The 24,384-nt window shown below is 66.8% G+C and carries 29 protein-coding genes and 1 pseudogene; 18 read left to right on the top strand and 12 right to left on the bottom strand.

Annotation, left to right across the window (positions count from 1 at the left end):
* Positions 1-31: 31 nt before the first annotated feature.
* A complete protein-coding gene (locus AB0B40_RS01315) occupies positions 32-1,168 on the top strand; it encodes a dipeptidase (RefSeq protein ID WP_362261945.1) in 1,137 nt (378 codons plus the stop codon).
* A gap of 32 nt (positions 1,169-1,200) precedes the next feature.
* Here AB0B40_RS01315 and AB0B40_RS01320 read toward each other — a convergent pair whose 3' ends face one another.
* Both AB0B40_RS01320 and AB0B40_RS01325 read right to left on the bottom strand, forming a co-directional pair.
* Positions 1,201-1,593, bottom strand: coding sequence for a VOC family protein (locus tag AB0B40_RS01320; protein ID WP_345052833.1), 393 nt, complete (start codon positions 1,591-1,593; stop codon positions 1,201-1,203).
* Between the two features lie 60 nt (positions 1,594-1,653).
* A complete protein-coding gene (locus AB0B40_RS01325) occupies positions 1,654-2,022 on the bottom strand; it encodes a VOC family protein (protein WP_345052831.1) in 369 nt (122 codons plus the stop codon).
* Between the two features lie 83 nt (positions 2,023-2,105).
* On the opposite strand from AB0B40_RS01325, the gene AB0B40_RS01330 reads away from it, so the two are divergent.
* Positions 2,106-2,612: a CGNR zinc finger domain-containing protein gene (locus AB0B40_RS01330; RefSeq protein WP_345052828.1), complete on the top strand. Its 507-nt coding sequence runs from the start codon at positions 2,106-2,108 to the stop codon at positions 2,610-2,612.
* Positions 2,613-2,698: 86 nt separating this feature from the next.
* On the opposite strand, the gene AB0B40_RS01335 is transcribed toward AB0B40_RS01330, so the two are convergent.
* Positions 2,699-4,042 (bottom strand): UDP-glucose/GDP-mannose dehydrogenase family protein, encoded by a 1,344-nt coding sequence (locus AB0B40_RS01335; protein ID WP_362261949.1) that lies wholly within the window; start codon positions 4,040-4,042, stop codon positions 2,699-2,701.
* A gap of 180 nt (positions 4,043-4,222) precedes the next feature.
* Between AB0B40_RS01335 and AB0B40_RS01340 the strand changes: the two genes are divergently transcribed.
* Positions 4,223-5,380, top strand: a complete 1,158-nt coding sequence (locus AB0B40_RS01340) for an acyl-CoA dehydrogenase (protein WP_362261951.1) — start codon at positions 4,223-4,225, stop codon at positions 5,378-5,380.
* A 199-nt stretch (positions 5,381-5,579) separates the two neighbouring features.
* Here AB0B40_RS01340 and AB0B40_RS01345 read toward each other — a convergent pair whose 3' ends face one another.
* On the bottom strand, positions 5,580-6,755 hold the full coding sequence (locus AB0B40_RS01345; protein ID WP_362261954.1) for a site-specific integrase: 1,176 nt from the start codon (positions 6,753-6,755) through the stop codon (positions 5,580-5,582).
* A 146-nt stretch (positions 6,756-6,901) separates the two neighbouring features.
* On the opposite strand from AB0B40_RS01345, the gene AB0B40_RS01350 reads away from it, so the two are divergent.
* From AB0B40_RS01350 to AB0B40_RS01400, 11 genes are all read left to right on the top strand, one after another.
* The gene (locus tag AB0B40_RS01350) at positions 6,902-7,453 is read left to right on the top strand and encodes a hypothetical protein (RefSeq protein ID WP_362261956.1); all 552 of its coding nucleotides are present in this window, start codon (positions 6,902-6,904) and stop codon (positions 7,451-7,453) included.
* Between the two features lie 88 nt (positions 7,454-7,541).
* Positions 7,542-7,694, top strand: a complete 153-nt coding sequence (locus AB0B40_RS01355; protein ID WP_227025923.1) for a helix-turn-helix domain-containing protein — start codon at positions 7,542-7,544, stop codon at positions 7,692-7,694.
* A gap of 64 nt (positions 7,695-7,758) precedes the next feature.
* On the top strand, positions 7,759-8,388 hold the full coding sequence (locus tag AB0B40_RS01360) for a hypothetical protein (protein WP_362261959.1): 630 nt from the start codon (positions 7,759-7,761) through the stop codon (positions 8,386-8,388).
* A gap of 443 nt (positions 8,389-8,831) precedes the next feature.
* Positions 8,832-9,107: a helix-turn-helix transcriptional regulator gene (locus AB0B40_RS01365; RefSeq protein ID WP_362261962.1), complete on the top strand. Its 276-nt coding sequence runs from the start codon at positions 8,832-8,834 to the stop codon at positions 9,105-9,107.
* A complete protein-coding gene (locus AB0B40_RS01370; protein ID WP_362113612.1) occupies positions 9,097-9,267 on the top strand; it encodes a hypothetical protein in 171 nt (56 codons plus the stop codon). The genes AB0B40_RS01365 and AB0B40_RS01370 overlap by 11 nt, the downstream gene beginning before the upstream one ends.
* A 15-nt stretch (positions 9,268-9,282) precedes the next feature.
* The gene (locus AB0B40_RS01375) at positions 9,283-9,993 is read left to right on the top strand and encodes a hypothetical protein (protein WP_362261965.1); all 711 of its coding nucleotides are present in this window, start codon (positions 9,283-9,285) and stop codon (positions 9,991-9,993) included.
* A 1,132-nt stretch (positions 9,994-11,125) separates the two neighbouring features.
* Positions 11,126-11,872 carry a histone-like nucleoid-structuring protein Lsr2 gene (locus tag AB0B40_RS01380; protein ID WP_362261968.1) on the top strand — a complete coding sequence of 249 codons (747 nt, stop codon included), beginning with the start codon at positions 11,126-11,128 and terminating at the stop codon, positions 11,870-11,872.
* 62 nt (positions 11,873-11,934) lie between these two features.
* A complete protein-coding gene (locus AB0B40_RS01385; protein ID WP_362261971.1) occupies positions 11,935-12,276 on the top strand; it encodes a hypothetical protein in 342 nt (113 codons plus the stop codon).
* A complete protein-coding gene (locus AB0B40_RS01390; RefSeq protein ID WP_362261974.1) occupies positions 12,273-13,712 on the top strand; it encodes a DUF3987 domain-containing protein in 1,440 nt (479 codons plus the stop codon). The genes AB0B40_RS01385 and AB0B40_RS01390 overlap by 4 nt, the downstream gene beginning before the upstream one ends.
* A gap of 180 nt (positions 13,713-13,892) precedes the next feature.
* Positions 13,893-14,210: a hypothetical protein gene (locus AB0B40_RS01395; RefSeq protein WP_362261977.1), complete on the top strand. Its 318-nt coding sequence runs from the start codon at positions 13,893-13,895 to the stop codon at positions 14,208-14,210.
* Positions 14,211-14,296: 86 nt separating this feature from the next.
* Complete coding sequence (locus tag AB0B40_RS01400; protein ID WP_362262050.1) at positions 14,297-14,755, top strand: HNH endonuclease signature motif containing protein; 459 nt, start codon at positions 14,297-14,299, stop codon at positions 14,753-14,755.
* A gap of 73 nt (positions 14,756-14,828) precedes the next feature.
* On the opposite strand, the gene AB0B40_RS01405 is transcribed toward AB0B40_RS01400, so the two are convergent.
* On the bottom strand, positions 14,829-15,008 hold the full coding sequence (locus tag AB0B40_RS01405; protein WP_362261980.1) for a hypothetical protein: 180 nt from the start codon (positions 15,006-15,008) through the stop codon (positions 14,829-14,831).
* A gap of 959 nt (positions 15,009-15,967) precedes the next feature.
* On the opposite strand from AB0B40_RS01405, the gene AB0B40_RS01410 reads away from it, so the two are divergent.
* Positions 15,968-16,111, top strand: a complete 144-nt coding sequence (locus tag AB0B40_RS01410) for a hypothetical protein (protein WP_362261983.1) — start codon at positions 15,968-15,970, stop codon at positions 16,109-16,111.
* A gap of 251 nt (positions 16,112-16,362) precedes the next feature.
* Here the strand turns inward: AB0B40_RS01410 and AB0B40_RS01415 are convergent.
* The 5 genes and pseudogenes from AB0B40_RS01415 to AB0B40_RS01435 form a co-directional block, all read right to left on the bottom strand.
* A pseudogene (locus tag AB0B40_RS01415) lies at positions 16,363-16,519 on the bottom strand (DUF397 domain-containing protein); the annotation flags it as partial.
* Between the two features lie 93 nt (positions 16,520-16,612).
* Positions 16,613-16,837, bottom strand: a complete 225-nt coding sequence (locus tag AB0B40_RS01420) for a hypothetical protein (RefSeq protein WP_362261986.1) — start codon at positions 16,835-16,837, stop codon at positions 16,613-16,615.
* A 332-nt stretch (positions 16,838-17,169) separates the two neighbouring features.
* Positions 17,170-18,000 (bottom strand): helix-turn-helix transcriptional regulator, encoded by an 831-nt coding sequence (locus AB0B40_RS01425; protein ID WP_362261988.1) that lies wholly within the window; start codon positions 17,998-18,000, stop codon positions 17,170-17,172.
* On the bottom strand, positions 17,997-18,521 hold the full coding sequence (locus AB0B40_RS01430; RefSeq protein ID WP_352141651.1) for a DUF6879 family protein: 525 nt from the start codon (positions 18,519-18,521) through the stop codon (positions 17,997-17,999). The genes AB0B40_RS01425 and AB0B40_RS01430 overlap by 4 nt, the downstream gene beginning before the upstream one ends.
* On the bottom strand, positions 18,505-18,696 hold the full coding sequence (locus AB0B40_RS01435) for a hypothetical protein (RefSeq protein ID WP_030115393.1): 192 nt from the start codon (positions 18,694-18,696) through the stop codon (positions 18,505-18,507). The genes AB0B40_RS01430 and AB0B40_RS01435 overlap by 17 nt, the downstream gene beginning before the upstream one ends.
* Before the next feature lie 497 nt (positions 18,697-19,193).
* Here AB0B40_RS01435 and AB0B40_RS01440 point away from each other — a divergent pair, with 497 nt between their 5' ends.
* Entirely contained in the window at positions 19,194-19,559 is a 366-nt protein-coding gene (locus tag AB0B40_RS01440) for a four-helix bundle copper-binding protein (protein WP_345052813.1), read from the top strand.
* Between the two features lie 66 nt (positions 19,560-19,625).
* Here AB0B40_RS01440 and AB0B40_RS01445 read toward each other — a convergent pair whose 3' ends face one another.
* Positions 19,626-20,951 (bottom strand): LCP family protein, encoded by a 1,326-nt coding sequence (locus AB0B40_RS01445; RefSeq protein ID WP_362261993.1) that lies wholly within the window; start codon positions 20,949-20,951, stop codon positions 19,626-19,628.
* Between the two features lie 117 nt (positions 20,952-21,068).
* On the opposite strand from AB0B40_RS01445, the gene AB0B40_RS01450 reads away from it, so the two are divergent.
* Entirely contained in the window at positions 21,069-21,617 is a 549-nt protein-coding gene (locus tag AB0B40_RS01450; protein WP_345052808.1) for an acyl-CoA thioesterase, read from the top strand.
* A gap of 97 nt (positions 21,618-21,714) precedes the next feature.
* On the opposite strand, the gene AB0B40_RS01455 is transcribed toward AB0B40_RS01450, so the two are convergent.
* Positions 21,715-23,094, bottom strand: coding sequence for an LCP family protein (locus tag AB0B40_RS01455; RefSeq protein ID WP_345052806.1), 1,380 nt, complete (start codon positions 23,092-23,094; stop codon positions 21,715-21,717).
* 251 nt (positions 23,095-23,345) lie between these two features.
* On the opposite strand from AB0B40_RS01455, the gene AB0B40_RS01460 reads away from it, so the two are divergent.
* On the top strand, positions 23,346-24,374 hold the full coding sequence (locus AB0B40_RS01460; RefSeq protein ID WP_362261998.1) for a glycosyltransferase family 2 protein: 1,029 nt from the start codon (positions 23,346-23,348) through the stop codon (positions 24,372-24,374).
* Positions 24,375-24,384: the final 10 nt, after the last annotated feature.

Here is a 24,384-nt window from a genome sequence, read left to right on the forward strand (position 1 = left end):
GACGTAGCCCACGAGACGTACGGAGCCCGACATGGCCGACCTGCAGGACGACATCCCCACCACGACCGAGGTCGGCGAGGACGACATCCTGCCGGACGCCCCTCCCCCCGTACCGGCGTCGCTCGGCCGGGGATACACGCCTGCGGAACAGCCGGACGCCGACCTGCTGGCGCGGGCGCGCACCCTGCTCGCCGAACACCCGGTCGCCGACGGCTACAGCGGCCTGCCCTGGGCCCTGCGCCATCTGCCCTGGTACGACCTGGAGCTGGGCGAGGCCGCCGTCGACACGGGCATGCCCCGGCTGCGCGAGGGGCATGTCGGCGCCCTGTTCTGGTCGCTGCACCTGCCCGAGGGGCCGGGCGGCGGGTGCGCGGTGGCGGCGGCCCTGGAACAGCTCGACCTGGTGCGCACGGTCATCGAGGCCCACCCGGAGGGGCTGCGGCTGGTGCGCACCGCCGGGCAGATCATCGACGCCCGCAACCGCGGCCGGGTCGCCGTGGTGCTGGGTCCCGCGCCCGGCGCCGCGCTGGAGGACTCCCTCGGCATCCTGCGCGTCCTGCGGGACCTCGGACTGCGGGTGCTCACCCTCGCGGGCACCGCCTGGGCCGGCGCGTCGGGACTCACCCGGTTCGGGGAGGAGGTCGTGCGGGAGATGAACCGGCTCGGCGTGCTCGCCGATGTCACCGGTGCCTCCCCGGCCACCGTCGAGCGGACCGTCGCCCTGTCCAAGACCCCGGTCCTGTGCACCCGCTCGGCCGCCCGCGCCCTGCGCCCGCACCCGGCCAACCTGCCCGACGAACTGCTCGTCGCCCTCGGCAGGGCGAAAGGCCTGTGCATGGTGCCGCTGACCGCCGAGCAGACCGGCCCTACCGTCCCGGACGTCGCCGACCATCTCGACCACGTCCGCGACGTGGCCGGCCCCGAGTGCGTCGGCCTGTCCGGCACCTACGACTCCGGGGTCGTCCACCCCCGCGACCTCGCCGACGCCTCCCGCTACCCCCACCTGATCGCCGAACTGCTGCGGCGCGGCTGGTCCGAGACCGAGCTGTCCCTGCTGACCTGGGGGAACGTCCAGCGGGTGCTGCGCAGCGCGGACTTCACGGCCCGCGCCGCCCAGCACCGCCGGGACGCGTCGACGGTACGGATCGGCGACCTGGACACCCTCTAGGACGCGGCCACGGCCGCCCGCTCAGGCCGCGGTCACGGCTCCTCGATCCGGCACAGGCAGAAGGGATGCCCGGCCGGGTCTGCGTACACCTGGAAGTCCTTCTTCTCGCGGTCCTCCAGGTCCAGCGGGCGGGCGCCGAGCGCCAGCACCCGCTCGTGCGCCGCGTCGACGTCCGCCCAGGTCGGGCCCGCGTCGAAGTCGAGATGGAACTGCTGGCCGTTGCGGTCGGCGCGCGGCCACTCCGGCGGGGTGTGCCCCTCGGCCCGCTGGAAGGCCAGCCGCGGGCCGTCCGGGACCCGCAGGACGACCCAGTCGTCGTCCTCGGCCTGCGGGGTGCCTCCGGCCACCGCCGCGTAGAAGGCGGCCAGCGCGCGCGGGTCGGGACAGTCGAGCACGATGGAACGTAAACGTGCCACGGACGCCATGATGTCCTCCTAGTTCTCCCCGGTTCTCCCCGGTTCTCTCCGGTTGTTCCTGATCCGCCTTCAGCAGGCGCACAGACAGAACGGGTGCCCCGCAGGGTCGGCGTAGACACGGAAGGTCCGGGACCGGTCGGCGGTGTCCAGTGCCCGCGCGCCCAGTTCCAGCACCCCTTTCTCGGCCGTGTCCAGATCCTCCACGGCCAGGTCCAGATGGAACTGCTGGGACTGGTCGGCCGCGGGCCACTCGGGCGGCACGAACCCGGGCGCCCGCTGGAAGGCGAGCGCCGCCCCGCCGGGCACCTTCAGGTCCACCCAGTCGCCGTCCTCGGGGTCCTGCTCCACCGTGCCGCCCAGCACAGCGGCGTAGAAGCCGGCCAGCGCACGGGGGTCGGGACAGTCCAGCACCACGACGTCGAGTGTGGCGAGAGCCATGACTACCTCCTGGTGTTACCCACAGAGACGGGTAACCGGTAACGGTTACCGCATACTCCCGCACAAGGGGTAACGTCGCAAGCATGAGCGAGAGATCGGCCGCTCCCGGTGGCCTGGCCCTGGTCGAGGCACTGGTGAACACGCTGGACATCGAGACGGGCACCGACTCGCTGGACACGCCGGAGGGCCGCGGTCACCTCGGGATCACGCGGGCGGGGCTCGCCGGGGCCCGCGAACTGCGCGAGGCGCTGCGGGCCGCGCTGCTCGCCCACGCCGGCCACCCGCCGCACCGCGCGGTCACCCCGCTGGGCACCCTGCTGGCGCGGGCCCCGCTGTACGTCGCCGTCGACGACCACGACGGCTCGGCCCGCCTCGCCGCCGCCGACACCGGCCCCCTGCTCTCCCGGGTCGCCGCCGCGGTCGCCGAGGCACTCGTCGCCGGCACCTGGACCAGGCTCAAGGCGTGCGAGGCCGACACCTGCCACTGGGCGTACTACGACCGCAGCCCCGCCGGCCGCGGGCGCTGGTGCTCGATGCAGGTGTGCGGCGCCCGTGCCAAGATGCGCCGGTACCGGGCGAAGGGGCCGTGAGGTACGGCGGCTTGGTGCAGAATGCGGACAGACGCCGGTTCGGCCGACTGAGCCTCGGCCGAACCGGCGTCACCCGTTCCGTGCCGTCAGGCCGTCGGGCGGCCCATCGCGCGGTACGTCCAGCCGGCCCGGCGCCACAGCTCCGGGTCCAGGGTGTTGCGCCCGTCCAGCAGCAGCCGGGCCGCCGCCACCTCGCCCAGCGCCGCCGGATCCAGCTCGCGGAACTCCCGCCACTCGGTCAGGTGCAGCACCACGTCGGCGCCCCGTACGGCCGCCCGCGCGGAGTCGGCGTAGCCCAGGGTCGGGAAGACCCGGCGGGCGTTCTCCATGCCCTTCGGGTCGTACACCGTCACCTGGCCGCCCTGGAGGTGGATCTGGCCCGCCACGTTCAGCGCGGGGGAGTCACGGACGTCGTCCGAGTCCGGCTTGAAGGTGGCGCCGAGCACCGCCACCCGCTTGCCGAGGAACGATCCGCCGCCCAGCGCCTCCCGGGTCATCTCGACCATCTGGCCCCGCCGGCGCATGTTGATGGAGTCGATCTCGCGCAGGAACGTCAGCGCCTGGTCCGCGCCCAGCTCACCCGCCCGGGCCATGAACGCCCGGATGTCCTTGGGCAGGCAGCCGCCGCCGAAGCCGATCCCGGCGCGCAGGAACTTCTTCCCGATCCGGTCGTCGTGCCCGATGGCCTCAGCGAGCTTCGCGACGTCACCGCCGGCGGCCTCGCACACCTCCGCCATCGCGTTGATGAAGGAGATCTTGGTCGCGAGGAAGGAGTTCGCGGCCGTCTTCACCAGCTCGGCCGTGGGGAAGTCGGTGACGACGAACGGCGCACCCTCCTGCGTGGGCGTCGCGTACACCTCGCGCAGCAGTTTCTCGGCGCGCTCGCTGCGCACACCGACCACGATCCGGTCCGGGTGCAGGGTGTCCTGGACCGCGAAGCCCTCACGCAGGAACTCCGGGTTCCACGCCAGCTCGGCGTCGCCGCCCGCCGGCGCGTGCTCGGCGAGGTAGGCGGCCAGCCGGTCGGCGGAACCCACCGGCACGGTCGACTTGCCGACGACCAGCGCCGGGCCGCGCAGATGCGGGGCGAGCGAGGCGATCGCGGAGTCGACGTACGACATGTCACAGGCGTACTCGCCGTGCTTCTGCGGGGTGTTCACGCACACGAAGTGCACATCGCCGAAGGCGCCGACCTCGGCCCAGTCGGTGGTGAACCGCAGCCGCCCGGTGGCCCCCTCGATCCCGGCCACGTGCCTGCGCAGCAGCTCCTCCAGGCCCGGCTCGTACATCGGGGTCTCGCCGCGCTCCAGCATGGCGATCTTCTCGGGGACGACGTCCAGACCCAGCACCTCGAAGCCCAGCTCGGCCATGGCCGCGGCGTGCGTGGCGCCTAGGTAGCCGGTGCCGATCACGGTGATCCTCAGGCTCATGGGTGCGCTCCAGCTCGGGTACGTCGGCAGTGCGGAGCCGAGCATAGTCGGGCCGCCCACCGGGCAATTTCCCCGCTGTCGTGTAGCTCACGTAGGCGTCCCGCGGGCGGCCCTCTAAAATTCGAGTTACTTAACGGTAATTAGCGTCAGTATCACTGCGTCTTTGGAGCGTGAGAGACCGTGGCCGGATCGGCTGACTTCGACCTGTACCGCCCGTCCGAGGAGCACGACATGCTCCGGGACGCCGTCCGTTCCCTGGTCGAGGCGAAGATCGCGCCGTACGCCGCGGCGGTGGACGAGGAGGCCCGCTTCCCGCAGGAGGCCCTCGACGCCCTGGTGGCCAACGACATGCACGCCGTGCACGTCCCCGAGGAGTACGGCGGCGCCGGCGCCGACGCGCTCGCCACGGTCATCGTGATCGAGGAGGTGGCCCGCGCCTGCGTCTCCTCCTCCCTGATCCCCGCGGTGAACAAGCTGGGCTCGCTCCCGGTGATCCTCTCCGGCTCCGAGGAGCTGAAGAAGAAGTACCTGGGGCCGCTGGCCAAGGGCGACGCGATGTTCTCGTACTGCCTCTCCGAGCCGGACGCGGGCTCCGACGCGGCCGGCATGAAGACCAGGGCCGTCCGCGACGGCGACCACTGGATCCTCAACGGCGTCAAGCGCTGGATCACCAACGCCGGCGTCTCCGAGTACTACACGGTCATGGCCGTCACCGACCCGTCCAAGCGCTCCAAGGGCATCTCCGCCTTCGTCGTCGAGAAGTCCGACCCGGGCGTGTCCTTCGGCGCCCCGGAGAAGAAGCTCGGCATCAAGGGCTCCCCGACCCGCGAGGTCTACTTCGACAACGTCCGCATCCCCGCCGACCGCATGATCGGCGAGGAGGGCACCGGCTTCCTGACGGCCATGAAGACCCTCGACCACACCCGCATCACGATCGCCGCCCAGGCGCTCGGTGTCGCCCAGGGCGCCTTCGACTACGCCAAGGGTTACGTCCAGGAGCGCAAGCAGTTCGGCAAGCCGATCGCCGACTTCCAGGGCGTCCAGTTCATGCTCGCCGACATGTCCATGAAGATCTCGGCGGCCCGCGCGCTCACCTACCAGGCCGCCGCGGCCTCCGAGCGCGGCGACGCCGACCTCACCTACCTCGGTGCCGCCGCCAAGTGCTTCGCCTCGGACACCGCGATGGAGGTCACCACCGACGCCGTCCAGCTCCTCGGCGGCTACGGCTACACCCGCGACTACCCGGTGGAGCGCATGATGCGCGACGCCAAGATCACCCAGATTTATGAAGGAACGAACCAAGTTCAGCGGATCGTGATGGCGAGGAACCTGCCTTAGCAGGGTTTTTGCAGGTCAGAAGCTGTTTCGAAGGTCCGGAGGGACGCCCTCGGCTTTCTGTCCGTTGCGGCCCGATCAGGGCCGTTCCTGGGCGTCATGCTGGGGGAATCCTGGGCCGACGCTGGACTGAAAACAGCCACTGACCTGCACAAACAACACAGCCCCCGGCGCGACGCCGGGGGCTGTTGTCGTACGCGGATCAGGCGACCTCCGATGCCTCCGTCGGGTCGTCGGCGCCGGGCGTCAACATCGTCGCGATGGCGGCCCGACCGCGCTGCTCGGCCCCTTCGAAGATGTAGTGGTAGTGCTCCCTCAGCACGTCCGTACTGCTGTGGCCCATCCAGTCGGCCACATCGTTCTCGGGGACTCCGGCGTACAGCAGCCGCGACCCGTAGTAGTGCCGGAGTGAGTGGGCCTTGCAGTACTTCACCTGTCCCTTGCCCAGAGCCTCCATCCAGACCTTCGGGTAGAAGTACGACGCGTAGAGGTAGCCGGTCCGCGTCACGTTGGGGAAGAGAAGCCGCTCCGGCCCCCATACGCCGTGGTTCTTGATGTGCCGCCGAAGCTCGAAGGCGACGTTCGGCGGGAGGGGGACGGAACGCCCTGGCTCGCCTTCGTCACGAGCCTTGATGTGCCGACGCTGGATCGCGCTGTTCTTCCCTGACTCGGTGTCTCCGTCCTCCGCAATCTGGAAGTCGACGCGAAGCGTCTCGGCCTTGAAGTCGATCTGATCGCGGGACACCGCCATGGCCTCACCCAGCCGCAGGCCGCACCCGGCCATGAGCCACAGCATCGCGCGGTATCGCGGAGGAGCGGCATCCAGCATCGCCAGAACTTCCCGCGTCGTGAGCCGCCTTGCGGTGCTCTTCTGCTCCCGGATCTCCTTGGCGCGGCTTCCGGCGCCCTTGACCTTCTTGCACGGGTTCCGGCCGATGATCTCGTTAACGACAGCCCAGTCCATCATCCCGGAGAAGAACGAGAATCGCTGACGGCGTGTGCGGGCGGAGAGCTTCCGGTCCTGCTCCATCCACAAGAGCCACTGCTCAACGTCTGCGACCTTCAGGGACACGATGGAACGGGCCTTGAAGAACGGCTCAATGGTCGTGTTGAGGATGGACCGGTACTGCTTCTTGGTGCTGTTCTCCAGCTTCCTTTGATTGGTCCACTGCTCCCACACGGCCGTCACGGGCTGCTTGCCCAAGCGGTCGTCCAGGTAGGTCCCGGCGTCGAGTTCCTGTTCCTTGCGCTTGCGCTGGTCGTCAGCCCGCTTCTTGGTCTCGAACGTCTTCTGTCGCTGCTTGCCGTCCGGGTCGTACCAGAACGTCGTCCACTTCTTCGGGCCGTCCTTTGACCGCGCGACCCATGCCCTTGCCACTGAAGCGGCCCCCTCCTGCTGCTGCCGACGTACGGGCCCACCCCGCCGTCGCGCCGGTCACTCCCCGGCGTTTCCAAGTTTGCACGTCGACCACCCTGGGTTGTCAACACAGGGTGGAACCCCCTGGGTGTGTTAACTTGAGTGATATGGAAGCGGATGACAGCGGGTTTGAGATCACTCAGCAGCAGGGCGCCTGGGTGGTCCGCATGTGGTGGCCCGTGGGGCCGGTCAACGGGGGGCCACAGCGGATCACCATCGAGCCGGCCGAAGGTGCCCCTGCTCGTGAGGTGGCACGGGGTATCTCGACCACTGTCCTGCGCAGGCTCGATGTAGCCGCAGCCCTGGAGCTGGCCAAGCAGGCTCCCGAAGCCCAGCGGACGTTGGAGGAGGTGGCAGGGAAGCTGAACGAGATGGGAGAGGCGGCGGGGCTCTCCCTGGAGGGCGAAGGCGTCTCAGAGCGGTACTTGACCTTGCTTGTAGCCACGTACACCGCCATGGCGGATTTTGGGGCTCCTGCGCCCATTCCATGGCTGGCCCGGCTCATCGGCCGCCGACCTGAGACGGTGAAGGATCACCTGAAGCGGGCGAGAAGGGACGGCTTCCTGACCACAGTTGCCGGTAAGGCGGGTGGAGAGTTGACGGACAAGGCCAAAGCCATACTTGAGGAAATGGCTGAAGCAGGTAGCCAAAACGGCTGAACCACCTAGCACTTAATACGCATTGAGCCCCCGAGGGTCTTCGGGGGCTTTCTTGTTTCTTGGAGGATGAATGGCGTACCCGAGACTGATGACCGTTGACGACGTGGCCAACTACCTGAGCAAGCCCCGTTCCTGGGTGTACGGGAACTGGAAGGCCGAACAGATCCCGTTCCGCAAGGTGGGTCAGTCCCTTCGCTGCCGACCGGCCGACTTGGAAAAATGGCTGGACGACCAGAATTGAAGAACTGCAATACGCGAACGCCCCCGAGGTAATTCGGGGGCTTTTTGTTTGCCGAGAGGACTGCGTGACGAAGACGATCCCGCCGATGGGCGAATGGGGACAGGCCGATTTGGAACGGCGTGCGGATGCACTTCTAGAGGCGGCTGGGGAACAGGCATCCGAAGAGTGGCCGGGCTTCTGGCCGGAGCGGGAAGAAGGGGAATTTGATCGAATAGCGGCGGCGCATACCGGGATGGTTCCTTTGAGTTGGGTTCCCATCGTGGCGGCACTTCCGGGCTTCGACCCAGAGTTGAACCGTCGAGACCTGGAATCCCTCATGCGGGAGCGGCCCGGTGCGGAGCAACCCGACCATTACGGCGAACTGGTCTCCCTTCTTGCCCAAGCGGAGGAAGCCAGCGCGCAATACGGCTCCGGTTTCACGGTGGAGCGTCGCAACTCTCCCCCCGAGTTCTGTCAATGGACCGGATGCTGTGAGCCTCTGTATGCCTCGCAGACGGTACAAAAGCGTGGACGGCCCCGAAGGTACTGCCAGGCTCACCAGAAGGCAGCCAAGGCCCGCACGCGGCGTTCGCGGTATGCGGGAATCCGAGTGGGGCAGCACAGGAACCTCGTGTACGACTTTGACGGCCTGGAGGAGCAAGACCTGTCCGGCTACCGAGAGCTGTGGGGCCGGATCAACACCACCGGAAGGTGACAGCGGTAGCCGCTTCAGGGCGTCCCCCGCCTGTGTCGCATTTATTCAGAACAGTGGAGGAGCGATCCTCTGGGGCCATGCACACTCGGCGGTGTGCCTCTGGCACGGCCTACACGGCCGGGCAGTTCCCAAGTCGTTACGGGGCTCTGCGGAAACCTCCCTGTGAGATGACAACGTAGAGAAACACTCCTCCTCTTGCTCTCTGCTGATCTCGTTCACAGTGGGGGGTAAGGGGGGGCAGTGTCTTCTCTTACGTTGTCCTCTTGTGAGGTGTAGGGCCGCCCCCCAAGCGGCCCTCTTCACTCGGATTCTCAGTCAGAGGATTTTAGGTCAAGTGGAGTGATAGTCGCCTCTGTGGCATCACCGGATTTCTTCACCTCTCAGCCACCCAGTGGCCCTGTCTTTTGCTCTTCTTGTTACTCACTCGAATGCTTGGAGGAACCATGTATGACCCTGAGAAGGGAAAATCTCGACGTCTCAGTTTGGGAATCACCGTCAAGGAGCTAGCCGATCAAATCGGGTGCAGCACCCAGGCTGTCTACCAGTGGGAGCGTGGTGAGCGTAAGCCGAGCCTGACTACGTTCGTGGTCATTGCTCATCACCTCCGGATTCCGATCGCTTCCCTGGTCGAACAGGCCGGAGGGGATGAGAACTCCGCCCGAGCGATTCAGCTTGCCGAGATTCATCGCATAGCCAAGGAGAACAACGATGAACGATGACCCGATGCGCGCAATGATCCGAGCCGAAATCCTGAAGGCGATGCAGGAGGCCAGGCCCGCGCAGTACACGCGGGACGATCTCGCCCGCATGTCGCCGGAGCAGATTTCCCAGGCCCGACGCTCGGGCCATTTTGATGACCTGATGTTCGGCCGTAACTGAAATATGAGGAGACCCATGCCCATCATTCACCGAGGATTTGATCTGTCGGCATTTCAGCTCTCTGACGAGACTCTGGAATTGATTCGCAAGCGTGACGATCTGGAGGAACGTCATCGCAAGTACAGAATGGAGAATGCGGACTGCGCTCGTCAGTACATCGATGACAGCCACGGCCGTACGTCGCGTGAGTACTACGTTCCCGCGTTGCGCAAGGCGGATAGGGAACTCAGGAAGCAGGAGATGCAGGCAGTATCCGAGGGCCGACCGCTTCCTGATCGTGACGAGGCTCTGGCCGAGGTCCGTTCCAGAGTGAAGGAGTACGAGCGGGTAGAGCCTGCACTGGCCCTTGCCGTGGAACAGGCCGAATCCGCAGTGACTCAGGCCATCGTGAAGGAGCTGCCGGAGCTGGCCCGCCAGGGGTTCGAGCAGTCTGAGCGTGCACTGAAGCAGTACCGGGCCGCAATCGCCAAGGCAGAAGCGGCACGCGCCCAGTTGGCAGGCAGCGTCAGCCGTTTCCTGTGGGCTACAACCGGGGGAGAGCTGGCCTGGCCCAAGTGGCGCGGATTCTCTGGCGCCCTGGGCGAAGAGGTGAACGCCTGGCGGACCACTTCGGACGGCCGACTCACTTTCGACAGCGCCAAGGACCTGGGCCTGATCGACCAGTACCGAGGCAACCGGGCTGAGTTCGGAGACTTCGTCGCACCGCCTGAGGAAGATGCCGCTTAACAGTGCGCGGTCACATAACAGTCGTTCCCTGTTCCTGATTCTGGATTGGTTCGGGCTCCCGCTGATAGGTGGCGGGGGCCCGTTCCTTTTCACCATCCATTGATCACGCACGGCTCGGCCGGCCGTGACTGCCCGTTTTTCGGAGGAAGCATGCCTAAGGCTCGTCAGCCCCATTCACCAAACAGCCGTTATCGCGAATCGCAGAAGCTCACTGTTCTCCCACTGGAGCACAATTTGCCAGTACCGGAGCTTCCGGCAGGCCGTGACTGGTCGGATCACGAGCGGGCCTACTGGGTTGAGCTGTGGGAGACGCCGCAAGCGTCACAGTGGGACGATTCCACGGCCGGTGTCGTGGCCGCTGTGGTCGTCTACTGGTCCGCGATTCTCGCTGGTATGGCCTCGAACACTCAGCACATGGAATACCGGCACCTTGTAAAGGCTCTGGGGCTCACTCCGGAGGGAATGCGTACGCTCGGGTGGGTGATGGGCGATGAGTAAGAAGGTGGCCCGCCGCAAGGCTGCCCAGGCCGTCGGCGCAAGGGATATCAGCGCGTCACATGTAGTGGGTGTGGAGTACCCAGACATCAGCACATTTGAGAACGGCCCCATAGGGGAAACGCGCATTCAGTGCAATGTTTGCTGGGATCTGCACTGCCTGCATATTGCCTGGCTTGCGTGTGATGAAGAGGAGCCGTGGCGTGACGGTCGCAGGCACGATCCGGGAAAGTGCTTCGAGTGCCCGGATGGCGTGAATGGGTGAACGGGATGGCCGCCTTCCCCGCCGGCCTCACCGACCCCGAAAATTGATTGGCTGACACACGATGGATGGCTAGCGCCCCCGGCGGGTCCGCGCTTATCGAATTGAGGTATTACCCCCACCTCTGACCAATAGTCAAACATGCCTCTGACCTGCGGCGATGCACCTTCCATTACTCTCCGATTTTCCTCGTCACTAGGAATTCAAGTTATCGGAGCGTTATTCGATATTCTCGAAATTCGCGCCCGCATTTGATATGGTGGATACATTGCTTCGCAGGGAACGAAATGCGGAGCGGTGGTCGCGCTGATGGACTGATTCCAGCGGACCTGACTACTTCTATCCAGTCGCATCTATTCCTGGGGGCTATTCGCCATGCGCAAAACGGTTCTTGTCCCGGTCGAGTACACCTTTTGCGATGCGCACATTGCGCGTGACGGTTCTGAGGTAGAGGCCGCGTCATCTCTGACGCTGGGCAAGGACACGTGGCACCTGTGCTTGGAGCATGACGTCACATTCGGTCGTTACCTCTGCGATGCGTTGGGCGCTCCGTCTGAGAACCAGATCACACCGAATGAACCTGAGCCTGTGCCGGTTGTTGAGCCTGTCTCGGAGCCGGAGCCGGAGCCGGAGCCGGAGCAGGAAGCGGCACCCGTGGCTGAGTCCGACCCTGCGTCGTTTCGATCCGTGATGATCGCTGGTGAGGTTCCCGGGTACGACTGGGAAGACGCGCGGGAAGCAGTGCGCAACCTTGGCTATGAGGTGGTGGGCCGGGCCGATGGCAGTACGGTTCTGCTGATCCTTGGGGAGGGCGGCGACCGGAACGGCACCAAACTGCGCGATGCGGCAGGGCGCTCCGTCCCCGTGATGGACGTACGCAAGCCGGGCCGCTTCCGTGACGCGATCCGGGCCGGAGAACTGGTCGGCGGTGATCCGCTTCCGCAGCCCGCCAAGATTGACCGCTCCGGAATGAGTGAACGTGAGCGGAACCGTGCCGTACGAGAGTGGGCGCGAGAGAACGGCTACTCCATCCCCACCAAGGGACGCATCCCGATGCATGTACGGCACGCCTACGAACTGACGCACCGGGACGCGTCGGAGGGAAAAGCGGCAGCGGCCTGAGTGCCGCGCCCACAGTGACGGCCGCTGACTGCGGCCGTCATCCCCGGCCCACTGATCTGAGTGTGTGGAAGAACGCCACCGGATACGGAGCGGGAAGCAAACCGAGCAAGAGCGACTACGCGCCCGGTAGCTGGGTGATCTGGACGACCCCGAACGGCAGGCGCCGGATGGGAATCGTCAGCGATGACCCGTTCACCCTGGCCGCTGTGAAGCGGTCGGCCCAGGTCGGGCAGACCAGGGAAGCACAGTGCAAGGCCGTGGTGATCCCGGCCGACGGGGGCGACGTGCTACCGCTCAGCCCCAAGAGCAAGAAGCACCCCCAGGCAGTCATCAAGGACGGGGGCCGGTGGCGACCCGTCCGCGCCCACAACCAAACCAACTCCCAGAAAGCGCAGGCAGCATGAGCGCCCCTGTTTTGTACGGTCCGATCGGTCGCGCGGTTCGCAAGATCGCCCCCTTCCTGGAAACGGATGCGCTGGGGGTGTACGTGGCCGCCCTGTCGATGTGGTCGGCCGCTATCGGCGGCACGGTCAAGGTGTCATCCCGTGGCAACGCCCGTCCCGTGCTGCTGTGGTCCGCCCTCGTGGCCGGTACGGGCAGGGGGAAGGGAACCGCGCTGCGGGCCGCGCATCACGTGCTGGACGCTTCCCTGGGCCGCTTCCTGGCCACGCACACCACGTCCGGGATCACTTCCGGGGCCAGCATGGTCAACCATTTGTGGGACCAGCAGGAAGCCACGGCCGAGACCGAACACGGTCGGGATGTGCGGACGGTCGTGATCGAGGAGGAATGGACCGAGGTACTGAAGCGGGTCAAGCGTGACCCGTCCTTCACCACCAAGCTCCGCGCTGCCTGGGACGGTGTAACTCTCCGCAACACCACCAAGGATGAGGCCCAGGAAGTCCGCGATCCCGCCATGGTCCTGCACGCGCACATCACCCCGTCCGACTGGACCAAGTACGTGGGCGAGTCGGAAGCGGCCGGAGGCTCGTACAACCGCATCCTGCCGTTCCTGCTCGGCTCCGTGCCGATGCTCGATGACGATCGGGTGACCCTGCCGAAGGTGGACGGGTGGGAGCTGTCCGACGCCTACGGCTGGGCCACTGCCCGGCCCCGTGTGGTCACCCTCGGGGAGGACGCCCGGCCCTTGTGGCGGATCGTACGGCGCTATGCGCGCATCCTTGGTGAGGCACTGCCGGAAGGGCAGGCCGTATTCATCGAACGGACGGCAGAACAGACGCTGAGGGTTGCGGCCTGTCTCGCCGCTTCTGAGTGCTCCGAGACGATTACGGGAGAGATGCTGTCTGCCGCGTTCACTCTGGTTCGGCGGTCGGTGCAGGACGCCGTACGCATCACCAAGGGGGCTACCTCTCCGAAGGTGAAGCGACAGCCGCTCAGCCTCGCGGACAAGGTCCGGGCCCGAATCGAGATGCACGGCGGGCGGGCCATGTCCTCTCAGGTTCTTCCGTTCGTCGGGGCAACGGCCGCTGAGGTCAAGGCACTTCCCGGAATCGTCGTGGCCGTGGAGCGGTCGGGCAAGACGGGCCGACCGACCACCGTTTTCTCACTCCGCGGTGACAGTTCCGGTGACTCTGCGGCGCAGCCGGCCAGCACGGCCAGCAACAGGAACCGGGACACTTCCCGTCACGCTGAGCCGCAGCCGGCCAGCGCGGAGTGTGAACAGAACCGCGCAACTGTCGTCCGCCTGGACGCCTATCGTCCGGAACCGAAACGGGCCCCGGAGCCTGCGCCGGAACCGAAGCGGTCGGTTCGCCCGCCGGTTTCCGTGACCGAGCGGCCCGAACCGCTCGGAGAGAACCCGTTCCGCGCACTGCTGTAGCAAATCAATCAGCCCCCGGACTACTTTCCGGGGGCTTCGTTCTTTCAGCGCTGTCCATAGTCACGGGCCAGGAGTCTCATCTCCTCGCCCCTCCTTCACTGGAGCCCCTCTTCTCGTTCACGAATCAACCACTTATGATCACCGATCACACGAACCATGTGGGGGGGGGGGTACATCTATATGCAAACGGCACAGGGCCAGCGCCCGCTCAGAACCATCGTTCACCGCTACGGCTGGCCGAAGGTGCTTCTCGTCGCCTGCATCATCGGCGCCTCAGGCGGCTGGATCAGCTCGCAGGTCAACCACAACGACGGGCCGCCGGCCTGTGCGAAGCGGTGGGCTGGCGTGTCCGGCGTAAGTAACGCGGACGCGAACAAGATGGTCGAGTGTGACGACCAGATCGACAAGTGGTGCGCGAAGAACCACCCGGAAGATCCGGACGGCTGCTCAAACAACATCACCATCGACGGCGACGCTCGCAACGTCGGCAAGGACTGAAACTGGTGTTCCTCAAGAGTCGGAGACGTCGACAACACCGTGTTTGGGTGTGGTTGTGCGTCCTTGAGGCCAACGACGGTTGCTGTGTGTACTGCGGCGGGGCCTCAGAGACCATGGATCACGTCATACCGTTCTCTGACGGGGGAGCCGACGACATGTCGAACCTCGCGCCGGCCTGCCACCGTTGCAACCGGCAGAAGGGCGACAAGACTCCGGCTGAGCTGTACATCGGATGGGACCTGCGCCACCGGTGGAGTGGGAACGGCACAGCCCAGAAGTCAGACTTCGGCGGTAAGAGTCTTCGGGACATGTATCTGTCTGTACATGAAGGAGTGCTGGGGCTGCTCGATGACCTCGACACGGTTGCAGCCGAGATAGCAGACCCGAAACGCCGATCGTGGTTCCTCCGTGAAACGCCCGGGAATTATCCCTACGACCTAGGCGTGGATTGGTATCGCGCGTGCTACGCCGAGAAGGTTGCAAAGGCTAAAGCGGAAGGATGGCCGGACATGACTCCCGAATGGCTGAGGCGAAGTAGTACCTAAACAAAGAAGAGCCCCCGGCCGAAGCCGGGGGCGATTTATTTCCTTATCGCAGCCCGAGGTGGACCCCTCTACCTCAGTCAGTGGGCTGCTGCGCTCGGAACCGAGCACTCTGAGCCTCCTTCGTGGCCTGAAACTTCGCCACGCGCTCATCGGACTCGATCTTGAACCGTTGGGTCTCCGCGTCCAGGGCGTCCCTGCGCCGCTGAGTGGTGGCGTCGATCTTTGCCTTGGCGACGGTGGCGGCGGCGGTCACAGAGGCCGCTACTGCGCCGCTCGCGAGGATCTCATTGAACAGTTCAGGCTCGGCCTGACGTTGAAGTGCCTGGGTGGCGCTTTCGATGGCCCTTTGCTGAGCAGTGCCAGTAGGACTAACGCCCCGCCGAAGATTGGCCAACCGACCCCGAACATCGCTCGGCGCTCTGAAGACCTGAGGGCCTGACTCGGACCTCCTGAGCCCTTGGGGGCTGTCGGACGGGGAGTTGGACGTCGGTTGCCCGTGGGGCCGTGGCCGTCGAGGTAGGGGCGCCCGAGGTACGCCATCAGGCGGGGCTGAGCGGCCTTCATCCTCGTTCGACGCAGCGCAGTTGTTGGCCTGGCTAATGTGCCAACTCCAGGCGATCCGCGGATCAGCTACCTCGTGTTCAGACACATTGCCAGCGTAGCGACGCCAGGGAGGCCATGGGAGCATGAAGGCGTAAGTGCCCTTGGCCCACAAGGCCGTTGGGCTGTCAGGCCCGTGAAAGACGGCTGGACAGCGGGAGCCAGCGCGGCAGGACTTCGCCGTAGTCGCGTGACGCCAAGTTCATGACGATATGCCAGCTCCGGCACCACCGGAGTGAAGAGCATCGCAGCAAGCCTCCGCCGCAACGCCTGCGACCCTCGTCGCCCCCTCGCACTCCTCGGCCCCGGATGATCGCGAACCGGGCGTCATTCGAGTACGCCGAAGTCCCGGGCATGAGGCCATCCAAGTAGAACTTCCTGCGGATGATCTTCTCGCTTTGACGGGCGAATGAGCAGCGAAAACCGCCATAAAGGCCACGCGGCAATTCCAGAATCACCGCAAAGAGGGCAAGGGAGCGAGGGGTAGTGGCACTCGGTGCCATTTCTAGGCCTCGCTGGCGACCCCGAGTGCACTCTCTGAGGCCTACGTGGGGATAGTAGAGGTCTGTAGGGAAATCCAGCTCTACAAGCGACTTGATGGAGGGTCAGCGAATGGAGCCCGAGCAGAATGCCCCGGTCCTGGACATCCGTGTTGGCGGTTTCCGGATGACCGTGCAGCGCGTCCCCGTGCGGTTGTTGACGGCCCTGATCACCTGTGCCGGGTCGGCGATCACCGCTTGGATCACCGCTCGGTGAGCGCACAGCGGAAGGTAGGGGCAGGATCGCCGCGGGGCTACCGTCGAGTCGCCCCCGACCAGTGGACAGATCATCATGAACCGGACGTCAAGTAACTACGCCGACGCCCTGGCCAGCGCGATGGGCTCGGCAGGAGCCGCAGCAGCGGACTTGGCCTGACGACGCTCGATCTCCTGAAGCGCGAGCTGGCCAGCTCCAGCGAGAGCCTACGCAGTGGCGGTCTTCTGGTCCTGCTTCCGCTCGTGAATTGCAAGCGGCTGCGCGTTCAGCCGCTTGAGATCACGCAGCCCTAGCGTCCTTACCGGTGCGGGCCAGGGTCACGAACCCCTCGGTACAGGGGCCGCTGCACGCCTGGACGAACGAGGTCCCGCTGATGTCGAGCGCGTACAGGTCGGTTCCGTTCTTCATCACTGCACCTTCCTGCTCAACTAATCGTGGCCATGACTGACCGCCGCCGCCCTACCGGGCGGGAGTCCAGGTCCTCACAACTGCGGCGGGGTTTTACTCGGCGCGAACAACCATGGCGAACGAGGTCCTGATACGTCGGAAACCGGCGTGACCGGAGCGGCCCGTGTGGCTCATGCACTCCACATCGACGGACGCCGAGTCGGTGGAAGGTGTCGCCTTCCACTTGCAGTGCAGACACTCGGCCTCGAACGTCACGTCCGTGTCGGGATGCTCGGTGATCCGGTGCATGACGTACCGCATCGCCGCTCTGACGCTCACAGCCCACCCCTACTGCTCCGCGCGTTGGCTGTGGCGACTCTGCCGCTCAGTCCCGCTGACGGGCTATTCGGCGGGGGCTTGTAGTCAGGACACTTCGGGCTCCCGCACTCACACCGAGGCCAGTGCAAAGCCGAACTCGGCGCCAGGTCCGCGCCTTCGGGGCCAAGGTCGCTCTTCTGCACCATGAGCACGCCGCCGACGCCGAACGCTCCGGAGAGACGGGAGAGGAACTGTCGGGCCTCACTGCTGCCCAGATGATCAGCCGCTTCGGTCCCATGTGCCTTGCTGTCGCTCACCATGGCCCCCATCTTCGGCGGCCCACGATTGCGCCTCTAGCCTGTTTCCTGTTCCCGCAAAAAGTCGTTGCGGATGCTTTCGATCAGATCCCGCATTTCGTCGCCGGCCAGCGCGGCTCGCTCGAATCCTTCGAACTTATCAACGTAGAGACTCACATCTCGCGGGTCCGTAACGACGACTTCGGCATGGACGGTTTCAACCGTCACCATGCGGTCGTCACGGATGACGAAGGCATGATTTGCGATGTCATGTTGCTGAACTCGCAGAGGGACTATCCGGATGTCCACGTGGGAGAGCCGCGAAATGGAGACGATGCGATCAAGCTGAGCAGCCATCATCTGTGGTCGCACGATGCGCCAGCGCAGAACAGGTTCGGTGATGATGAACCGGAGCGACTTTGCGTTGTCGTAGAGAACCGCTTGCCGTTCGAGTCGCCCATTGATCGTTCGCGTGAGTGCGTCTTCACTCAGATTGTGCCGTTGCAGAATGGCCCTGATGTACTCGGGAGTCTGGAGCAGGCCTGGAACGAGCGCGGGTTGAAACAGCCGCAGTACAGACATCTGGGCTTCCAAAGCCTTGGCGGCCTGCTGGCCCTTGTGGACCCCGATCCGCTTGAGCAAGCGCCACGCCGTCGCCTCCGTCGCAGACGCGCGTGCGGCTTCCGCGTACTCCGCTTTGACCTCGTCCGAGACACCGATGGCGGTCAGGATGCGCTCTACGTCCGTGGCGCTGGGTGCCAGCTTCGCATTCTCGATCTTGGACAGCTTGGACGGAGACATGAGGGCGCTGCGGGCCACCGCTTTGGCTTCCTTGCCGGATGCCACTCGCAGCGCCCGCAGCGCGGCTCCAAGCTGTGCTCTGTTCACGTCCCGTACTTGGCCCACCATTCGGTGAACGGTTCCGCGTGCGCGAGAGCCGCATCACGGTACCGCGTGAATTCCGCTGTTCGTTCCGGCGGTAGCACTTCCGATCCCAGGTACTTTCCGCTTCCGTCGTAGTTCATCACGGCCACGGATTCGGAGTCGAAGAACCAGAAATCCGGAACGTTCTCCAGGGGGTTGGGTTTGTCGGTGATGTCGAGGATGAAGAACTCTTCACCCCCGCTCACATTCTTGTGGTAGCCCCAGCCGAGTTCGAACCTGAGATAGTCCGTGAGCGGGCGGGACAGGATATGGACCCGGTATACCCGCTTCCCCTTCTCGGTGTGCGAGCGTAGTTCTTCGATCCAGCCTGCGTTGTAGTCGTCAGGCTGTGGCTCCCCGGCCAGGAATGCCTGATAGGCGTCGACGCTCCCGGACTTGCTGTAGTCATCCAGGGTCTCCAGCCGGAATGCCTCGCGTTCGAATGCCTCGAAGAGGTCGCCGAGGGTCCTAGATGAGGTTGTCACGGATGGCCTTCTGGATCAGTTCCATCGGGATCTCGACCAGGGTTTCGTGCGCGGGAATCTGAAGCCCGTGGTCGGTCGGCGTCTCGCCCTGTACCAGGAAGGTGCCGCGATCCGTGGCGTAGATCGTCGGGCAGTCCTTGATGTCGCACGTGCTGACCAGCTTGGTGACCTTCATGGTCTGGGTTCCCCTCTCCCGTGCCGCTGCCAGTACCCCGCCTCTGGGTTGATGCTCCCGAGGGCTGTGCGCACCGGTCAAGCGATCACGGTTGACGGAACGGGAAACCGCGTAACTTGCGTCGGGCCTGCTCGTATACCGCGCGACTGGCGGCGGGGCCTCCAGCGCGCCTCGGGCCTGCACAGACTGTTGACGATCATGGGGAAATGCTGGGGAGGCCCTCTCTAGGAGGGGTCTTCGTGCAGGTCAGGGTCGTATGACCTGTAAAGCACGCAGATCTATGAGGGCACGAACCAGGTCCAGCGGATCGTGATGGCCCGCAACCTGCCCTGACGGGCCGCGGTTTCGCAGCGCATGGGAAAGGCGCCCCCCACGGGGCGCCTTTTTGCCGTCGTGGCGGACCTCCCGACCGGTCGGTCACATGCGGGGCCGGGCGCCGGGACGTAGGACGGAAGCACACGGGGTCCGCCACGGGCCCCCGCCTCCCAGGAGGAGCCATGACCCAGTCGCAGATGACACCCGCCCCCACCCAGCAGATGCAGGAGTGCATCGAGGCCTGCATGAGCTGCCACAGCATGTGCGAGGAGACCATGAGCTCCTGCATGCAGAAGGGCGGCGGCCAGCAGCAGATGCAGATCATGCGCGCCCTGCTGGACTGCACCGAGATGACCCGCATGTGCGCCGACATGATGATGCGCCGCTCGCCCATGTCCGCCGAGATGTGCATGCTCTGCGCCAAGGTGTGCGACATGTGCGCCGAGGCGTGTATGTCCATGCCGGACGACCAGCAGATGATGCGCTGCGCGGAGGCGTGTCGCCGCTGTGCGCAGACCTGCCGGGCGATGGCGGGCGCCGGCATGTGAGCCTGCCCCGGCCGACAGGACCAGGGGCACCCGCGCGGGGGCCCCTGGTCCGCGTACGGCGGTCGGCTAGTTGCCGGAGACGGTGACCCTCTCGTCGTTGTTGAGCTCGTCCACCAGCGTCTTCACCTTCGCCTTGTCCCAGACGAGGTTGCCGCCGGTGGAGCCGGAGATCGGCATGTTCATCGAGGTGCCGTCACCGCCGCTGACCCCCTTCATCGCCCAGAACATCGAGCCCAGGTCCCACAGGGACATGTCCTTGTCGACGATCAGGGAGTCCAGGCCCGCACCCATGGTCGGGTAGAACTTGAACGGGTTGAGAATCGTCGACGGGGTCGCCACCTGATGGGCCAACGCGGCCAGGAACTTCTGCTGGTTCTTGGTGCGCTGCAGGTCGGACGCGGCGAACGCGTGCCGGGTACGGACGAACGCGAGGGCCTGCTGACCGTTCAGGGTCTGCTTGCCGGCCTGGAAGTCGGCGCCCGACCACTTGTCCTTGAAGCCCTTGTCGATGGTGATGTCGACGCCGCCGACCGCGTCCACGATGCTGGCGAAGCCCTGGAAGCCGATCTCCACGTAGTGGTCTATGTGCAGTCCGGTGTTGGCCTCGACCGTGCGCACCAGCAGCGTCGGCCCGTCCTCGGCGTAGGTCGCGTTCAGCTTCGCGTGCCGGCCCTGCGCGGGGTAGACCTTCCCGGACGTCGAGCCCTTGTACGAGGGGACCACCACGTCCGAGTCGCGCGGCAGCGAGATCAGCGTGTCGCCGTTGCCGCCGACGTGCAGGATCATCATCGAGTCCGTGCGCTTGCCCTCGGCACCGCCGGTGTGCAGCTTCTTCTCGTCCGCCTTGGACATGCCCTCGCGGCTGTCCGAGCCGACGATCAGGTAGTTCGTGCCGTCGCCCGACTGCGGTCTGTCGATGACCTTGGACAGGTCCACCTCGCGGCGCAGCTTGGAGTCGGCCCAGAAGTACGTCGCGACCGATGTGACGATGACCACGGCCGCCAGCGTGATCGCCGTCCACTTGATCCGGCGCCGCCAGTTGGGCGCGGGACGCGGGGCGCGGCCGGGCGTGCCCGCCGGGTCGTCCGGTCCCCGGCCGCCGGGGGAGCCGTAGACCTGGCCGGTGTTGTAGCCGCTGTCGTACTCGCCGTAGCCGGCGCCGTCGTCATGTCCCCGGCCGTCGACGTACGACGGCTGCTGCGGCACGCCGGCCCCGTACGGCGGCGCCGCCGGGCCGGTGTTGCCGTACGCCGAGCGCGGTCCGGGCGGTACCGCCGGGCCACGCCGCACCTGACGCATCGCGCGGGCCCCCTCCGGCTGTGCGCCGGCGCTGCCGCGTCCGTAGCGCGGGCCACGGTTGTCGTCGGACCATCCCTCGGGCCAGTCATTCATGCGCCCCAGTGTGCCGGGCGGCGAGGTGTACTCCATAGGGCTGTCGGAAAATCAGGGCGCCGCTGTTGCGAAGACGACACAAATTCCGCGAATGACCGTCGGCATAAGGTGGAGGGCATGACAGACCAGGCCACGGAAGTGGAGCCGGACATCCCGGGCAAGCCCACGTCCGCCTCGCGCACCACGCTCAGCCACATCATGACCCACAGTGACACCAACCTGCTGGGGACGGTGCACGGCGGCGTGATCATGAAGCTGGTGGACGACGCGGCGGGCGCGGTGGCCGGCCGGCACTCCGGCGGTCCCGCCGTCACCGCGTCCATGGACGAGATGGCGTTCCTGGAGCCGGTCCGCGTCGGCGACCTGGTCCATGTGAAGGCACAGGTGAACTGGACCGGCCGGACCTCCATGGAAGTCGGCGTGCGCGTCCTTGCCGAGCGCTGGAACGAGTCGACCCCGCCCACCCAGGTCGGCTCGGCCTACCTGGTCTTCGCGGCCGTGGACGCGGACGGCAAGCCGCGCCGCGTGCCGCCGGTGATGCCGGAGACCGACCGCGACCGCCGCCGTCACCAGGAGGCGCAGATCCGCCGCACCCACCGCCTGGCCCGCCGCCGGGCGATCCGCGAGCTGCGCGAGAGGCGGGCGGCCGAGGGCTTCGAGGACTGACAGGGACCGACGGGGACTGACAGAGACCGACAGGGACCGACAGGGACCGACAGGGACCGACAGGGACCGACCAAGGCCGGCCGGCCGTGGGCCGGCGTCAGGTGTCCCGGGAGCACACCACCTCGCTGCCGCGCACCACGCTCTGCTCGGGCTGCCCCGGGTCGTCGAAGCGCACCTTGCGGACGTCCCTGAAGTCGGCGCCGGCCGTCACCTTCAGCAGCGGTCCCTGCCCCGGCGCCGGGCGCAGTTCGCTGCCCGGCAGGGCCGCCGCGAGGGAGCGGGCGGAACGGTCCCAGCGGGGGTCGTAGAAGATCACGGTGCGCGGCACGTGCGCGGGGGCGGTCACCGGTCGGCGGGTGGTGGCGAAGCCGGTCGCGGCGAGCGCCGCGTCGAGCCGCTTGGCCAGTCCGACCGTGCCGGAGCCGTTCGCCACCTGGACCCGGATGGTGTCCGGGGCCACCTCCACCGGCACCGGGCCCTGCGCCGGGCCCCGGCGCGGGCGGTCCGCGGTGAGCGGCTTGTCGTCACGCAGCGCCCCGAACAGCCGGTCCGCCTTGGCCTGGTCCCACTTCAGGGTCGAGCCGATGTTCTTGACCTGGTAGTTCAGCTGCCCGACGGGCACGGTGGTGAACTCCGAGGAGGACGGCGAGAAGCTCCGCATCGCGCGGCCGAGGTCGAGCAGCTCGTCGGTGCCGAACCCGGCGTCGGCGCGGACCGAACCGAGCACCGCCCGGGTCACGTCCCGGAACCGCATCGGGTTCAGCAGCACCCCCGAGGAGGTCGCCTTCTCGATCAGCGCGGCCAGGAACCGCTGCTGCCGCCTCATCCGGCCCAGGTCGCTGGCCCCGTCGACGTGCCGGGCGCGTACGTACTGCAGCGCCTGCCCGCCCAGCAGGGTGTGCGTGCCGGCCGCGAGGTCGAGCCCGGTGTACCCGTCCTTCAGCGGCGTCGGCGTGCAGACCTTGACCCCGCCGAGCACGTCCACGGTCTTCATGAAGCTGGTGAAGTCGACCTCCAGATAGTGGTCGATCTTCACGTGCGTCATGCTCTCGACCGTGCGGATGGTCAGCTGGGGGCCGCCCTCGGCGTAGGCCGCGTTGAGCTTGACCGGGTGCGGGCCGTGCCGCTGCCCCGAGTTCTGGTCGACGTGCGCGGGCATCTCGGCGTAGGAGTCGCGCGGCAGGCTCACCACGGTGGCCCGCTCCCGGTCCTCCGAGATGTGCACGATCATCATGGTGTCGGTGCAGTGACAGGGCGCCCCGCCGAGCCGGTAGGCGCGCCGGTCCTGCTCGCTGATCTTGTCCCGGCCGTCGGTGCCGACCAGCAGGATGTTCATGCCGTGGCCGGCCTCGGGCCGGTTCTTCATGTCCTTGAAGGCGTCGATCCGGGTGATGCCCGCGTCCAGGCTGGAGACGACCGCGTGCCCGATCCCGGCGGAGGCGAGCACCACCACCGACAGCGTGGTGACCGCACGCATGGCCCAGCGTGGCCGCCGGGGCGGCCGGACGGACCGCACGGGCCGCTCGCGCGGGGCCGGTACACGGCGGGATGGCTGCGGTCGGCGCTGCGGCGGCGCCGGGGACCGGGGCGGGCTGGGCAAGGGACACACCTCCGGACGAGGCCGTACGCGGGATCCGGGAGCACAGTAGGCCGATACGATCTCCAGCCCGCGCCGCAGGCCCGGCGGCGCGCACCCGTGTCCCCCGTTCGCGGTAACGTGAGGCCCCTATGAACGCCAAGCCCGACGTGCGGCTCCCCGCTGTGTCCGTGATCATGCCTGTCCTCAACGAGGAGCGGCATCTGCGTGGTGCCGTCCAAGCGATCCTCGCGCAGGAGTACGCCGGCGAGATGGAGGTCGTGATCGCCCTCGGTCCGTCCACGGACCGCACGGACGAGATCGCCGCCGAGCTGGTCCGTGACGACCCGCGCGTGCACACCGTTCCCAATCCGACCGGCCGCACCCCTGCCGCGCTGAACGCGGCGATCAAGGCCTCCCGGCACCCGGTCGTGGTCCGCGTCGACGGCCACGGCATGCTCTCGCCGAACTACATCGCGACCGCGGTCCGCCTCCTGGAGGAGACCGGCGCGCAGAACGTCGGCGGCATCATGCACGCCGAGGGCGAGAACGACTGGGAGCACGCCGTCGCCGCCGCGATGACCTCGAAGATCGGCGTCGGCAACGCCGCCTTCCACACCGGTGGCCAGGCCGCCCCCGCCGAGACCGTCTACCTCGGCGTCTTCCGGCGCGAGGCGCTGGAGCGACAGGGCGGCTACAACGAGGAGTTCATCCGCGCCCAGGACTGGGAGCTGAACTTCCGCATCCGCGAGGCGGGCGGCCTGATCTGGTTCTCGCCCGAGCTGAAGGTGTCGTACCGGCCGCGGCCGTCCGTGCGCGCGCTGGCCAAGCAGTACAAGGACTACGGCCGCTGGCGGCACGTCGTCGCCCGCTACCACTCCGGCTCCATCAACCTGCGCTACCTGGCCCCGCCGACGGCGGTGTGCGCGATAGCGGCGGGTCTGGTCGTCGGCGCGGTGCTGACCCCGTGGGGCCTGGTGATCCCCGGCGGCTATCTGGCCGCGATCGTCGCGGGCTCCGTCCCGGCCGGCAAGGGGCTGCCCCTCAAGGCCCGGCTGCAGATCCCGGTGGCCCTCGCCACCATGCACATGTCCTGGGGCTGGGGCTTCTTGACCAGCCCGAAGTCGCTGGCGAGGAAGGTCATCGCCTCCCGGCGGCCCGCGGTCCTCGACGCCGTCTGAGTTGTGGACG

It is taken from the genome of Streptomyces sp. NPDC042638 (assembly GCF_040647235.1).
Classification (GTDB): domain Bacteria; phylum Actinomycetota; class Actinomycetes; order Streptomycetales; family Streptomycetaceae; genus Streptomyces; species Streptomyces rameus.